This is a genomic window from Massilia sp. LjRoot122, assembly GCF_964252725.1.
Taxonomy (GTDB): domain Bacteria; phylum Pseudomonadota; class Gammaproteobacteria; order Burkholderiales; family Burkholderiaceae_D; genus Telluria.
On the sequence record NZ_CAXUPB020000001.1, the window covers coordinates 3,933,880 to 3,947,685 of the forward strand.

Here is a 13,806-nt window from a genome sequence, read left to right on the forward strand (position 1 = left end):
CTCTGTTATACTGGGGCGCGGGTGTTCGTACCATACGGGTACGACAGGATGCGCGATGGTCGGGCCGCCACGCGGCTTATTCGCGTCCATCATGCACAGCATCCATTCGCCTGTTTCCCATCCCCTTTTCTCCGCTCCATGCCCTGCCGCCCGGGAGGCCGCATGATCCGCATCGAGCGCAGCCTGTCGCAAAGCTTCAAGGAATTCACCCAGTCGAGCAAGGCCGGCGGCATCCTCCTGATCCTGTGCACGCTGCTGTCGCTGGCGATCGCCAATTCGCCTTTCGGCGCCGGCTATCTCGGCTTCTGGCATCTGTATGTGGCGGGACTGAGCATCGAGCACTGGGTCAACGACGCCCTGATGGCAGTGTTCTTCCTGCTGATCGGCCTCGAACTCGAACGTGAGCTGAACAACGGCGAACTGTCCGACCTGCGCAATGCCATGCTGCCGATGCTGGCCGCCGCGGGCGGCATCGCGGTGCCGGCCCTGATCCACTTCGGTTTGAACAATGGCAGCGCCACCCAGGCCGGCGTCGGCATCCCGATGGCAACCGACATCGCCTTCGCGCTCGGCGTGCTGGCCCTGCTCGGCAAGCGGGTGCCGGCCTCGCTCAAGATCTTCCTGACGGCGCTGGCCGTGATGGACGACCTCGGGGCGATCGTCGTCATCGCGCTGATCTACACGGCCGACCTGTCCTTCCTCTACCTGCTCGGCGCCCTGGCCGTGTTCGCCGGCCTGATGGCGATGAACCGGGTGCTGCGCGTGATGGCCTTGCTGCCCTACCTGCTGGGCGGGGCGCTGATGTGGTTCCTGATGCTGAAATCCGGCGTGCATGCGACCATCGCCGGCGTCCTGCTGGCCTTCGCCATCCCCTATTCGGCGCAAGAAGACGATGCGGCGTCGCCCTCGCACCGGCTCGAGCACGCGCTGCACAAGCCGGTCACCTTCCTGATTCTGCCGGTGTTTGCGCTGGCGAATACGGGGATCGTGATCGGCGCCGGCTGGGCTTCCGAACTCCTGAGCACGAACAGCCTGGGCATCATCCTTGGGCTGGTCGCCGGCAAGCCGGTCGGCATCTTCCTGTTCAGCTTTGCGGCGGTGGCGCTCGGCCTGTGCCGGCTGCCGCTGGACCTGGCCTGGCGCCATGTATTGGGTGCGGGCCTGCTGGGCGGGATCGGCTTCACGATGTCGATCTTCATCACCAACCTGGCCTTCACGGGGGCACCGGATGCCGTCAACGGGTCGAAGATGGCGATCCTGGCGGCCTCGCTGGTGGCGGGCATCGCCGGGTTCAGCTGGCTGAAGCTATGGGGTGGGCCGCTGGACACGGACCCCGACACCGATACGCTCGACTTCGAAGCGGACGAGCTGCCGCGCTGAGTCCAGCGCGGCTCAGGCCGCTAAGCCTTTTTGCAGCAGCTCGGCGACCAGCTGGTTCAGCTCGACGCCGCGCTCCTTGCTCAGCGTCTGCAGCTGCTGGACCAGGTCGCCGTTCAGCTTGACGGCAAACGGCACCAGTCCCAGGGCGCGATCACGGTCGCGCTGTTCGCGGCGGTCGGGCGCCGCCGTTTTGCCCGCCGCACCGAAGGTGGCGCCTTGCGTCCCCATCTGGTTCATCAGTTTCTTGGCATCGCTCTTTGCCAGGTCGGTCTTTTTCATTGTTTGCCTCTAGGTTGTCGAAGCTGGATTCTACTCGTGAAAAGGACCGGCACCAGGAATTCGTTCAGCGTCCCGCTTCGAGCATGGCCAGCAGCGCAGCGGCATTGCCGCCTTCCGGCCAGCCGACCAGGTGTCCCGCCAGCTTGCCGTCCTTGAGCAGGAAAAACTCGGGCGTGTTCGCTTCGGCGATCACGCTCCACTCCTTGCTATCGTAGGCAACACGCAGGGGCAGCGTGGGATTCGCCGCATTCCACTCGGCGATGTACCAGAAAGGAATGGGTGTGCGCGGCGATGTGAGCAGTTTCAGGTTCGCCTGGCGCAAGCGCGCCAGCAACACCGGATCGGCGCGCAGCGCGGCGAGCGCATTGCGCGAGAACTGGCAGCCCGCACCGGCTACCATCACCAGTTCCAGCCCTGCGGGTGGCGGCGCTGCACGGCGCGTCAGCACGTCCGTGCTGCCGTCGTAGTCGTACAGGCTGCGTCCACTGAAGCCCTGGCCGAGCGTATCGACCACGGCGGGAATCTTCCGATGGCCGAGATGTGGCCGGTCCGCGACGAACATCTTCGCTTCGCTGAAGCGCCGGGCGGCCAACAGGCTGTACAGGACGCTTTCATCGAAGCTGCGCCGGGTGTCGATGCCGCGCGCGCTCAATTCACGGTGCAGCGCCAGCACATGTGCGGTGGCCTGCGAGTCCGGATCGTTATTGCTTGCAATCGCCGCGGCATCGAAGAGCGCAGGCAGATCCCCCAGCGGCCGCCGCTTCAATGCAGCCGTCTCCATTGCGCCGGAAAATTCCTCTTCGTAACGGCGTGCGATGCGCGTGGTTTGGTTCATGCTTGTAGCATTCGCCGCATTCGCCCGATCGTCGCGGACCGCGTTGGCGAATTGCTCGAACCGTTCCAGCTGGGCTTCGAGGGCTGGCGACGGTGCCGGCAGCCGCAGCGGCTCGCCGGGCAGCTTCTCGCTATAGGCTTTGGCGTAGGCTGCCATATCGAAGAAAGCCAGCACTTCCCTGATCTGGGCGGCGTTCAGCTCACGGACCAGCTGGGTGCCGGAAAAACCGCCCATTCCTTTTTCCCGCCATGCGATTGCACGGAGGAAGCTGCGCTTGCCGTGAGGAGTCAAGGCATCGAGCGGGGTCGGCTGGCCGGACGCCAGCACCGTCTTGAGCTGGGCTTCGGTGAGCACGACGGGCGGAGCGGCGCCCTGCGCCAGTGAAGTCCAGCAGGCAAGGCATAGCAGCAAGGCGCCGCAGGTAAGCTGTCCACGCATATCTCCCCCTCGTGATCGTCGATCAGTCGAGTATATCGGCGGCTAGCGCAATACGGACAGGCTGGCGGCTCAGCGCCACCATTTTATGTACCACGGATAGGTATACCAGACGGGCCGCGGCTTCCAGCCCATCCCGCTGAGCATCACTTCAGGCGGCAGGTCAGCGCCCAGCAGCTGTCCCAGCGCCCGATCTTGATCTCGCGGACAGCCGTTCCCAGGCGCTTGCGCAGCGCGCTGTCGGTCGGGTAGTTCTTGGGTAGCTCGTGGCGATTGCCGTCCGCGTCCACGAACTGGGCCCAGGTATTGCCCTGGGCGTCGGTGCGCGCGACGGTCGGGCTGGCGCCTTCGACGTATTCATCGTCGATCAGCACCAGCAGCGCATCCTTGCCGATGCGGGCGCGCAGGCCGGCCAGGAAGGCATCCTGCTGCTCCCTCTTGAAGTGCGACCACAGGAAACCGGCGAACACGGCGCTGAATTTCCCCAGATCCGTGGGCAGGTTCAGGGCGTCGACCACGCGGTACTCCACGTTTTCCAGCCCTTCCCCATGCTCGCGCGCCACGTTCAGCATGGCTTCGCTGATGTCGGTCGCCAGCACGGACTGGGCCGTCTCGGCGATCACGTCGGTGAAGTAGCCGGTGCCGCAGCCCAGCTCGAGCACGGTATGCCCGCGCATCAGGTCCGCGACCTGTTCCGCCACGTCGTCGAGGTCGTCCTGGCGGTCTTCGTCGGTCTCGTCGTGGAACTGGGCGTCGTAGTGGTCCGCGATGGCCGTGTAGAAGTCCGCGACTGGATTGGTACTCATGGTATTTCCTTAAATATTACAGTTCGTAGTTCTCGCCGCCGCGCATGGCGGACTCGACCATTTTGCGGTTGAGCGTCGGCGCGAGCAGTTCGATGAAAGTGTAGATGTAGCTGCGCAGGTAGGCGCCCTGCTTGACCGCCACGCGCGAGATGTTCATGCCGAACAGCTGGCCCACGGGAATCGCGCGCAGGTTGCGGTCGCGCTCCGGATCGAAAGCCATGCCGGCGATGATGCCCACGCCCATGCCCAGTTCGACATAGGTCTTGATGACGTCGGCGTCGATCGCTTCCAGCAGCACGTCCGGCTTCAGGTTGCGCAGGCCGAAGGCATGGTCGATCTTGCTGCGGCCGGCGAAGGCCGCATCGTAGGTGATGACCGGGTAGGAGGCGATTTCCTCCAGCGACACGGCCTTGGAGCGCAGCAGCGGGTGCTCGGGCGGCACCACCAGCACGTGTTCCCACTGGTAGCACGGCAGCGTGATCAGGCCGTCGATGGCGGCGATCGACTCGGTGGCGATGGCCAGGTCGGCCTGGTCGTTCTTGACCATGTCGGCGATCTGCTTCGGATTTCCTTGCAATAAAGACAAGCGCACCTTGGGGTACTTCTGCATGAAGCCCTGCACCACCTTCGGCAGCATGTAGCGCGCCTGGGTGTGGGTGGTGGCGATGGTGAAGCTGCCGCTGTCGTGGGCCGCGTATTCCTTGCCGATGCGCTTGAGGCTGTCGATCTCCTGCATGATCAGCTCGACCGACTGCAGCACCAGGCGGCCCGGCTCGGTGAGCCCGCGGATGCGCTTGCCGTGGCGGGTGAAGATGTCGACGCCGAGCTCTTCCTCGAGTTCGATGATGGCTTTCGAGACCCCGGGCTGGGAGGTGAACAGGGCCTTGGCCGCATCGGTCAGGTTGTAGTTCTGGCGGACGGCTTCGCGCACGAAGCGTAGCTGGTGAAGATTCATGTAGTGATACCAGTTCTTATGATTGTGTCAGCAGACGACATTTTAAGATGCTTATTCAAGTTACGCATATAAGCAAATGAATTCTCCGTAGTTTGGAATATAAGCGCCACCCCCTAGACTTGGCCATACATTTAACGGGTGGACAATGTTTGCAAGGTCCATCCTCACTGGACGAGACCATGTACCGCTACGACCACTACGACCATCTCATCGTGCGCGAACGCATCGCGCAGTACCGCAGCCAGGTGGAGCGCCGCCTGAACGGTGAGCTGCTAGAGGAAGAATTCCTGCCCCTGCGCCTCCAGAACGGCCTCTACATGCAGCGCCACGCCTATATGCTGCGCGTCGCCGTGCCCTATGGCCTGCTGTCTTCGGCACAGATGCGCATGTTCGCTCATATTGCCCGTAAGTACGATCGTGGTTACGGCCATTTCACCACCCGTCAGAACATCCAGTACAACTGGATTGAGCTGGAGCAAACGCCGAGCATCCTGGAAGACCTGGCCTCGGTCGAGATGCACGCCATCCAGACCTCGGGCAATTGCATCCGCAACATCACCACCGACGAATTCGCCGGCGTGGCCGCCGACGAGATCATCGATCCGCGCCCCTTCGCCGAGATCCTGCGCCAGTGGAGCACCTTCCACCCCGAGTTCATCGCCCTGCCGCGCAAGTTCAAGGTCGCGATCAACGGCGCCGTCGAAGACCGCGCCGCCATCGCCATCCACGACATCGGCCTGACCCTGGTCAAGAATGACGCGGGCGAAGTCGGCTTCAAGTTCATGGCCGGCGGCGGCATGGGCCGCACCCCGATCCTGGGCTCGGTCATCCGCGACTTCTTGCCCTGGCAGCACCTGCTGACCTATACCGAAGCCGTGATGCGCGTGTACAACCAGCACGGCCGCCGCGACAACAAGTACAAGGCCCGCATCAAGATCCTGCTGAAAGCCCTCGGCGTCGAGGAATTCACGCGCCAGGTCGAAGCCGAGTGGGTCGACCTGAAGGATGGTCCGGAAACCCTGACCCAGGAAGAATTCGACCGCGTCGCCCAATGGTTCCAGCCGCACGGCTATGCCCAGCTGGACGATACCGATCCGACTGCCGCACATCCGGACAACCGCGCCTTCGCCAACTGGCTCAACCGCAACGTCAAGCCGCACAAGGTGCCGGGCTATGCCGCCGTGGTGCTGTCGCTCAAGAAGACCGGCGTGCCGCCGGGCGACGCGACCGCCGAGCAGATGGATTTCGTGGCCGACCTGGCCGACAAGTACAGCTTCGGCGAACTGCGCGTGACCCACGAGCAGAACCTGGTGCTGGCCGACGTCGAGCAGTCGAAACTGTTCGAACTGTGGCAGCTGGTGAAGGCCAAGGGCCTGGCGACGCCGAACATCGGCCTGCTGACCGACATCATCGCCTGCCCGGGCGGTGACTTCTGCTCGCTGGCGAATGCCAAGTCGATCCCGATCGCGGCCGCCATCGCGGAACGCTTCGACAACCTCGACTTCCAGCACGACATCGGCGACATCGAACTGAACATCTCGGGCTGCATCAACGCCTGCGGTCACCACCACGTGGGCGCCATCGGCATCCTCGGCGTCGACAAGGACGGCAGCGAGTGGTACCAGGTGTCGATCGGCGGCTCGCAGGGCAACAACTCGGCGATCGGCAAGATCATCGGGCCGTCGTTCTCGGCGCAGCAGATGCCGGAAGTCGTCGGCCGCCTGCTCGAAGTCTATGTACGCGAGCGCTTCGAGGGCGAACGCTTCGTCGACACCGCCCAGCGCCTGGGTGTCGCACCATTCAAGGAATACGTGTATGCCACGCCGATCGCGGCGGGCCAACTGGTTGGAGAAGACCACTATGCTTAATTCGCACAAGCAGATCATCAAGCACCGCGAAGTGGTCGAAGACGACTGGGCGGTCCTGCGCCTCGACGAGGGACAAACCGCCGAGACCGTCGAAGTCCCGGAAGGCAAGATCATCGTGCCGCTGACCGTGTGGCAGGCGCAGCGCGCGGCGCTGTCCGGCCGTGCCGACATCGGCGTCTGGTTCGCCCCGGACGAACAGGCGGCAAGCATCAAGGAAGACCTGCATCGCTTTGGCGTGATCGCCGTGGACTTCCCCAAGTTCTCGGACGGCCGCGGCTACTCGACCGCCTTCAACCTGCGCAAGCGCCTCGGCTACACCGGCGAGCTGCGCGCCATCGGCGACGTGCTGCGCGACCAGCTCTGGCCCCTGTCGCGCGTCGGCTTCGATGCCTTCGCCACCCGCCAGGACCGCAGCATCCACGACGCGCTCAAGGGCTTGACCGTGTTCTCGGAAACCTACCAGGCTTCGGTCGACCAGCCGTTGCCGCTGTTCCGCCGTGCGCCGCGTGGTACGCCGCCCGAACTGACCGACGTCGGCGCGGGCATCTGAGGACACCGACATGAGCGACCTGCACCACCGCGTCGAGGAAACCAAGGCCATCCTGGCACGCATTGCCCGCGAGTACTCGCCCGCGGTGTTCGCATCGAGCCTGGCGGCCGAGGACATGGTCCTGACCGACCTGATCCTGAAAGCGAAACTGCCGATCGGGATCTTCTCGCTCGAGACCGGCCGCCTGCACGCCGAGACCCTGGACATGCTGAACCGTGTGCGCGAGACCTACGGCTACGAGATCGCCCTGTTCCGCCCGCAGCCTGAGGCAGTCGAAGCTTACGTGGCGCAGAACGGCCTGAACGCCTTCTACGACAGCGTCGAGATGCGCAAGGAATGCTGCCGCGTGCGCAAGGTCGAGCCGCTGGGCCGTGCCCTGGCCGGCAACAAGGCCTGGATCACCGGCCAGCGCCGCGCGCAATCCACGACCCGCGCCGAACTGGCGGTCCAGGAAGACGACGCCGCGCACGGCTTGCAGAAGTTCAACCCGCTGGCCGACTGGTCGGAGGAAAACGTGTGGGACTACCTGCGCAGCAATGGGGTGCCCTACAACGCCCTGCACGAGCGCGGCTATCCCTCGATCGGCTGCGAACCCTGCACCCGTGCGATCCAGCCGGGCGAGGACGTACGCGCCGGCCGCTGGTGGTGGGAGAACCCCGAATCGAAGGAATGCGGCCTGCACGTGGTCGACGGCAAACTCATTCGCATCAAATCCGTGGCCGCATAAGCAGCCAACAACAGGCAAAACAACATGACGACAGTATTCGACAATCCGGGCGTACTCACCGACGTGAACGCGCGCCACCTCGACGCCCTCGAATCCGAGGCCATCCACATCCTGCGCGAAGTGGCGGCCGAATGCAGCAACCCCGCCCTGCTGTTCTCGGGCGGGAAGGATTCGGTCGTGCTGCTGCGCCTGGCCGAGAAGGCCTTCCGTCCCGGTAAATTCCCCTTCCCGCTGGTCCACATCGACACCGGCCACAACTTCGACGAGGTGATCGCCTTCCGCGATGCGCGCGTCGCGGAACTGGGCGAGCGCCTGATCGTCGGCTCGGTCGAGGATTCGATCAAGCGCGGCACCGTGCGCCTGCGTAACCCGGCGACCGACTCGCGCAACGCGGCCCAGGCCGTGACCCTGCTGGAAACCATCGCCGAACACGGCTTCGATGCCTGCATCGGCGGCGCCCGCCGCGACGAAGAGAAAGCCCGCGCCAAGGAACGCATCTTCTCCTTCCGCGACGAATTCGGCCAGTGGAATCCGAAGGCCCAGCGCCCGGAACTGTGGGACCTGTATAACACCCGCGTCCACCCGGGCGAGAACATGCGTGTGTTCCCGATCTCGAACTGGACCGAGCTGGACGTGTGGCAGTACATCGCCCGCGAGAAGCTGGCCCTGCCCCCGATCTACTTCGCGCACGAGCGCCAGGTTATCCCGCGCAACGGCCTGCTGGTGCCGCTGACGCCCCTGACCCCGGCCCGCGACGGCGAGACGGTCGAGACCCGCACCGTGCGCTTCCGCACGGTGGGCGACATCTCCTGCACCTGCCCGGTGGCCTCCAACGCGAGCACGGTGGAGAACATCATCGCCGAGACGGCCGTCACCGAAGTGACCGAACGCGGCGCGACCCGGATGGACGACCAGACCTCCGAAGCCTCGATGGAAAAACGCAAGAAGCAAGGATATTTCTGATGAACGCCATGACTGACAACCTCCACCAAAGCGGTATGCTGCGCTTCATCACCGCAGGTTCCGTCGATGACGGCAAGAGCACCCTGATCGGCCGCCTGCTGTACGACAGCAAGGGCATCTTCGCCGACCAGCTGGCCGCCGTCTCGCGCTCGAAGCACAAGCGCACCGTGGGCGACACCATCGACCTGTCGCTGCTGACCGACGGCCTGGAAGCCGAGCGCGAACAGGGCATCACCATCGACGTGGCCTACCGCTACTTCGCCACGCCGAAGCGCAAGTTCATCATCGCCGACACCCCGGGCCACGAGCAGTACACCCGCAACATGGTGACCGGCGCCTCGACCGCGGATGCCGTGATCATCCTGGTGGACGTCTCGAAGGTGAAACTGGGCGACGACGGCAGCGTGGAGCTGCTGGTGCAGACCAAGCGCCACTCGACCATCGCCAAGCTGCTGCAGATCGAGCACGTGATCGTCGCCGTCAACAAGATGGACCTGGTGAACTACGACCAGGCCGTGTACGACCGCATCGTCGCCGCCTATGCTGAATTCGCGCAATCGCTGGGCCTGAAGGACGTCACCGCGATTCCGCTGTCGGCCCTGGCCGGCGACAACGTCGTGGATGCGTCGGAAAAGATGCCGTGGTATGCCGGCCCGACCCTGATCGAGCTGCTCGAAGGCCTGTCGGTCTACGATGAATCGCACGCCGCGCCCTTCCGCTTCCCGGTGCAGCTGGTGGCGCGCCACAACGGCCACGAAGCGAATGACTTCCGCGGCTACATGGGCCGCATCGAGTCCGGCAAGGTCGCGGTCGGCGACAAGCTGGTGGTACAGCCTTCGGGCCAGCAGGCCACCGTCAAGGAGATCGTGACCTTCGACGCTTCGCTGCAATCGGCCGCGGCCGGCCAGTCGGTCACCCTGCTGCTCAACGAATACCTCGACATCTCGCGCGGCGACCTGCTGGCAGGCGCCGACCAGCCGGCGACCCAGCTGAAACAGGTGGTGGCGGACGTGTGCTGGATGTCGGACGAACCGCTGGATGTGCGCCGCAAGTACTGGATCAAGCACGGCACCCGCCAGACGGGGGCCAAGATCAAGCAGGTGGACAGCATTCTCGACGTCAACACCCAGCAGCGCCACGCCGCGGAGGGCCTGAAGCTGAACGACATCGCCAGCGTGCAGCTCACCGTCCAGCAGCCGCTGGCGGCCGACGCCTACGCCGACAACCGCGCCACCGGCGCCTTCATCCTGATCGACGAAGTCACCCACCAGACCGTCGCGGCAGGTATGATCCGTCTGGATCAACACCAATAAGGGAAGGGGAAGCATGGGGGCACTGGGCAAAGTCTATCTGGTAGGAGCCGGCCCCGGTGCCGCCGATCTCATCACCGTACGCGGCGCGCGCCTGCTGGCGCAGGCCGACGTGGTGCTCTATGACGCCCTCGTCACCCCCGAGATGCTGGACCTGTGCCGCCAGGCCGAGCTGATCCCGGTCGGCAAGCGCTCGGGCCAGCGCTCCACGGCCCAGACCCTGATCAACCAGCAGCTGGTCGAATGCGCCGGCAAGTTCGAGCGCATCGTGCGCCTGAAGGGCGGCGACCCGATGCTGTTCGGCCGTGCCGACGAAGAATTGCGTGCCTTGGAAGCGGCGGGCATCGCGGTCGAAGTCGTCCCCGGCATCACCACCGCGGTGGCCGCGGCGGCATCCACCAAACAGCCGCTGACCAAGCGCGGCGTGGCGCGCAGCGTCGCCTTCTTCACCTCGAGTACCGCGCCCGACCAGCCCGACCACCCTGCCCTGCCCGAGACCGACACCCTGGTCCAGTACATGGGCGGACGCGAAGCGGCGGCCACCGCCGAGCGCCTGCTGGCGGAAGGACGGCGGCCGGACTTGCCGGTGGTGGTGGTGGAGAACTGCAGCCGGGCGGACGAGCGCATCCTGCGGCTGAGCTTATCGGATCTGGCGCACGGCCTCGAGCCGGGGCATGGGCCGGTGCTGGTGATGCTGGGCGAGGCGCTCGCTAAACGCGAACACCAGACGTAGGGTGGGCGGGTCTCCCGCCCACGCGGTGGTCGCTAGCAGCAAAATCATCGAGCCCGAGAACGGAGCCGAACGCAATCACCGCGTGGGCGGCCGTTCAAGAATCACGCCCAGGGCGTGAATTCGATCCCGTTCTGGATCACCCCGATCACCTGCGCCTGGTTCTCGAAACCTTCACTGAAGAAGGCCAGCATCTTCTCGCGCGACATCTCGTGCGCGACCGCATTCATCCAGTACGCCAGCCCCGCGCCGTCGGGCGCACGATGCAGCACGTTCTGGTACAGCAGCTCGACGAACTGCGCATCGCTCGTGTTGGCGCCGTACAGGTCCTTGAACTCCTGGCTGGTGGCGAAACCGGCCGCGGCCTGCTCCAGGCTCTGGCCTCCGTCGAGCATCTTGATCCAGTAGCCCAGACCGCCCTTGTCGGGCGTGCGGTCGAAGGCTGCCTGGTACAGGCGGTAAGCCTGGCCGGCATTGCCGTTGATGTCCAGCGCAACCGTCACGTCGTTGAAGGCCAGGCGCTCGACGTTGACCAGGGTGTCGATGCCGCTGCTGCCGAAGCGGTCATTGACGGTGGCGCCGTTTGCCGTCAGCCGGATCTCGAACAGCCCCTTCCAGCCGTTGTAGACCATGGTGTCGATGCCACCCATGCCGTCGATTTTCTGGGCGCCCGCCGCCGCCTTGAGCAGGTTGGCGCCGTCGCTGCCGAACACGCTGGGAATGGACGCCGAACCGCTGCCCGAGCTGCCGCCGGTGCCGGTCGGCGTCGGAGCCGGAGTCGGAGCCGGAGCAGGCGCTGGTGCCGGTGCAGGTGCAGGAGCTGGAGCTGGAGCCGGCGCAGGTGCCGGTGCCGGTTCCGCAACCGGCGTCGGGGGCGTGGGGCTGCTGATCGCCGGTACGCTGGTCGTGGGCGGCGCCACCGGCTCGGTCCCGGCCAGCACGCGGGCTTCGACCTGCACCGTGCCGTTGTCCTGGGCGTCGACCCAGGCAGCGGCCAGGCCGCCATCCGCAAGCGCCGTGATCACCGGATTGTATTGGTCGCCCTGGCGCACTTCGTTGAGTTCGAATTCACGCGCATCGATCGCGACGCCGTCGGCGCCGAAGCGGCGCGCGAACACGCCGTTGGCGTCGAAGTCACCCGACTGCGACTGCCAGGCCACGGCGAAACCGCCGTCGGGCAGCGCCGTCACCGACGCGTCGAAGCGCCCGCTGCCGCCGTCCAGGTTAGCCTGGGCGATGTCGCCCACCCGATTGCCGGCCGCGTCGAAGCGCTGGAAGAAGATGTCGCTGCTCGCGAAGCCCCAGGGCGAATTGGCGTAGCTGTCCCAGGCCACCACGAAGCCGCCGCCGGCCAGCGCTGCCACGCTCGGCAGCGGCGCGGCCGTAGTGACCGAAGCTGCCAGGCCGTCGCCGTTGACCACGACGGGCGCGCCGCCCGCCACGGCTGCGTACACGTTGCCGTCGCCGATCTCGCCCCAGCTCACCACATAGCTCGAACCCAGCGCCGCGATGCTCGGGTTGAAGGCGGTGCCGAGGCTGCCGTACACGGCGTCCGGACCAAGCGGATTGCCGTTGGCATCGGCGCTGCGCACGTGCACCTGGCCGCCGCTGCGCCAGGTGATGGCGAAGGAGCCGCCCTGCAGTGCGGCCACGTCGGGCATCCCGGTATCGGCGCCGATGCCGCTTGCCGCGATCTCCGCGCCAGGCACGCCGTTCGCATCGATGATGCGGTAGGCGATGCTGCTGCCGCCGGCGCCGGTGCTGGTATAGGCGACCACCGAGCGCCCGTCCGCCAGCGCCGCGACCGCGGGTGCGCCCTCCACTGCCGCGTCGCCGGTGGAACTGACGGCGAAGGCCGTACCAAGGGCCTTGCCCGCCGCGTCGCGCAGCTGGGCCTGGACCGCGCCGCCGGCGTCAGGCGCCTGCCACACGGCGATGAAGCGGCCGTTCGACAGTGTCGCCAGGTCGGGGCCGGCGGCGCGCGTGGCGGCGCCGAGCGCGATGTCGCTGCCGAATCCCGGCAGGTCGCGCGAGGTGCCGGATTCGAAGCTGTAGACCAGGGTCTCGGCGACGCCGGTGCCCGTCCGCGGGTTGCCGTAGCCGTCGACCTGGTTGCGATCGTAGTAATGCACCGTCACCGAAGCGAAGGAGCCTGCCTCGGGCAGCAGCGCAGCATTGTTGACCACCAGGCGCGCCGTCTCGTCGGTCGCCGGGTTGTAGGAGATCGAGAACAGGCCCGGCACCGACTGGCCGTCGATGACCCAGCGGCCGCCCCACAGCTGGCCCCAGTCGATCGGGGTCAGGATGGCCGCGACCTCGCCGCTGCGCAGGGTGGTGAACAGGGTGTCACGGTTGTCGACGATGCCTACGGGCGCGTAGTCAATGGTATCGGTGGTCATGGGGGCAAGTTTGCTGTGCGTTGCGCCGACATGGCGCGGATCAAGCAAATATGATGCCCTACGACAACCTTAATTTGAAGTGGGAAATTAAATTCCGTACGGAAATTTAGCGTGAATCCAACGGAATCTTGGCGCCTTTGCCAGAGCCGTTAACGCTTCATTATCAAGAATATTGAACACCGCACAAATGCCGTGATTACTCCATTGCACGAGTGCAGTAATCCGCCATCGCGGCTTGCACCGCCGGGTCTTCGCCGATGGCGCCGACGATGTTCAGGCGCAGCCCCGGATGGGCGGCGCGGATGCCGTCCGCCAGTTGCGGCAGGTCGCGCAGCAGGTGGCCGCCCTGTCCGAGGAAGACCGGCACCACCGTGATGTCGCCGGCGCCCTCCGCCACTAGCGCCTCGACCGCTTCCGGCAGGCGCGGCTCCATCAGTTCGAGGAAGGCGAGCGTGACGCGCACCTCCGGCAGGCGTGCCTGCGACTGGTCGCGCAGGCGCTCGAAGGGTGCGGCCCAGCTTTGGGCGCGGGCGCCGTGGGCGAACAGGACGAGTGCACGCTTCATGGAA

At 65.7% G+C, this 13,806-nt stretch carries 13 protein-coding genes; 7 read left to right on the forward strand and 6 right to left on the reverse strand.

From position 1 onward, the window contains the following. Positions 1 to 162 precede the first annotated feature (162 nt). Positions 163 to 1,380 (forward strand): Na+/H+ antiporter NhaA, encoded by a 1,218-nt coding sequence (gene nhaA, locus ACSQ25_RS17220; RefSeq protein ID WP_436106893.1) that lies wholly within the window; start codon positions 163 to 165, stop codon positions 1,378 to 1,380. 12 nt (positions 1,381 to 1,392) lie between these two features. Here the strand turns inward: nhaA and ACSQ25_RS17225 are convergent, their stop codons facing one another. The 4 genes from ACSQ25_RS17225 to ACSQ25_RS17240 form a co-directional block, all read right to left on the reverse strand. Further along, positions 1,393 to 1,659, reverse strand: coding sequence for a hypothetical protein (locus ACSQ25_RS17225; protein ID WP_436106894.1), 267 nt, complete (start codon positions 1,657 to 1,659; stop codon positions 1,393 to 1,395). A gap of 64 nt (positions 1,660 to 1,723) precedes the next feature. Further along, positions 1,724 to 2,932: a hypothetical protein gene (locus tag ACSQ25_RS17230; protein WP_436106895.1), complete on the reverse strand. Its 1,209-nt coding sequence runs from the start codon at positions 2,930 to 2,932 to the stop codon at positions 1,724 to 1,726. Positions 2,933 to 3,075: 143 nt separating this feature from the next. Continuing rightward, positions 3,076 to 3,735 carry a class I SAM-dependent methyltransferase gene (locus ACSQ25_RS17235; RefSeq protein WP_436106896.1) on the reverse strand — a complete coding sequence of 220 codons (660 nt, stop codon included), beginning with the start codon at positions 3,733 to 3,735 and terminating at the stop codon, positions 3,076 to 3,078. Between the two features lie 16 nt (positions 3,736 to 3,751). Then, positions 3,752 to 4,690: a CysB family HTH-type transcriptional regulator gene (locus tag ACSQ25_RS17240; RefSeq protein ID WP_436106897.1), complete on the reverse strand. Its 939-nt coding sequence runs from the start codon at positions 4,688 to 4,690 to the stop codon at positions 3,752 to 3,754. 179 nt (positions 4,691 to 4,869) lie between these two features. On the opposite strand from ACSQ25_RS17240, the gene ACSQ25_RS17245 reads away from it, so the two are divergent. Genes ACSQ25_RS17245 through cobA form a run of 6 tightly spaced genes read left to right on the forward strand, consistent with a single transcriptional unit; the run spans position 4,870 to position 10,841 of the window. Further along, on the forward strand, positions 4,870 to 6,558 hold the full coding sequence (locus tag ACSQ25_RS17245) for a nitrite/sulfite reductase (RefSeq protein ID WP_436108096.1): 1,689 nt from the start codon (positions 4,870 to 4,872) through the stop codon (positions 6,556 to 6,558). Further along, positions 6,551 to 7,108 carry a DUF934 domain-containing protein gene (locus ACSQ25_RS17250; RefSeq protein WP_436106898.1) on the forward strand — a complete coding sequence of 186 codons (558 nt, stop codon included), beginning with the start codon at positions 6,551 to 6,553 and terminating at the stop codon, positions 7,106 to 7,108. Before ACSQ25_RS17245 ends, ACSQ25_RS17250 begins: the two co-directional genes overlap by 8 nt. A gap of 10 nt (positions 7,109 to 7,118) precedes the next feature. Beyond that, a complete protein-coding gene (locus tag ACSQ25_RS17255) occupies positions 7,119 to 7,835 on the forward strand; it encodes a phosphoadenylyl-sulfate reductase (protein ID WP_436106899.1) in 717 nt (238 codons plus the stop codon). Between the two features lie 24 nt (positions 7,836 to 7,859). Then, positions 7,860 to 8,798, forward strand: a complete 939-nt coding sequence (gene cysD, locus ACSQ25_RS17260; RefSeq protein WP_436106900.1) for a sulfate adenylyltransferase subunit CysD — start codon at positions 7,860 to 7,862, stop codon at positions 8,796 to 8,798. After that, complete coding sequence (locus tag ACSQ25_RS17265) at positions 8,798 to 10,111, forward strand: sulfate adenylyltransferase subunit 1 (RefSeq protein ID WP_436106901.1); 1,314 nt, start codon at positions 8,798 to 8,800, stop codon at positions 10,109 to 10,111. Before cysD ends, ACSQ25_RS17265 begins: the two co-directional genes overlap by 1 nt. A gap of 13 nt (positions 10,112 to 10,124) precedes the next feature. Next, positions 10,125 to 10,841, forward strand: coding sequence for a uroporphyrinogen-III C-methyltransferase (gene cobA / locus ACSQ25_RS17270; protein WP_436106902.1), 717 nt, complete (start codon positions 10,125 to 10,127; stop codon positions 10,839 to 10,841). A gap of 101 nt (positions 10,842 to 10,942) precedes the next feature. Here cobA and ACSQ25_RS17275 read toward each other — a convergent pair whose 3' ends face one another. Next, positions 10,943 to 13,237, reverse strand: a complete 2,295-nt coding sequence (locus ACSQ25_RS17275; RefSeq protein ID WP_436106903.1) for a DUF4214 domain-containing protein — start codon at positions 13,235 to 13,237, stop codon at positions 10,943 to 10,945. Positions 13,238 to 13,433: 196 nt separating this feature from the next. Next, complete coding sequence (locus ACSQ25_RS17280; RefSeq protein WP_436106904.1) at positions 13,434 to 13,802, reverse strand: sirohydrochlorin chelatase; 369 nt, start codon at positions 13,800 to 13,802, stop codon at positions 13,434 to 13,436. Positions 13,803 to 13,806 lie beyond the last annotated feature (4 nt).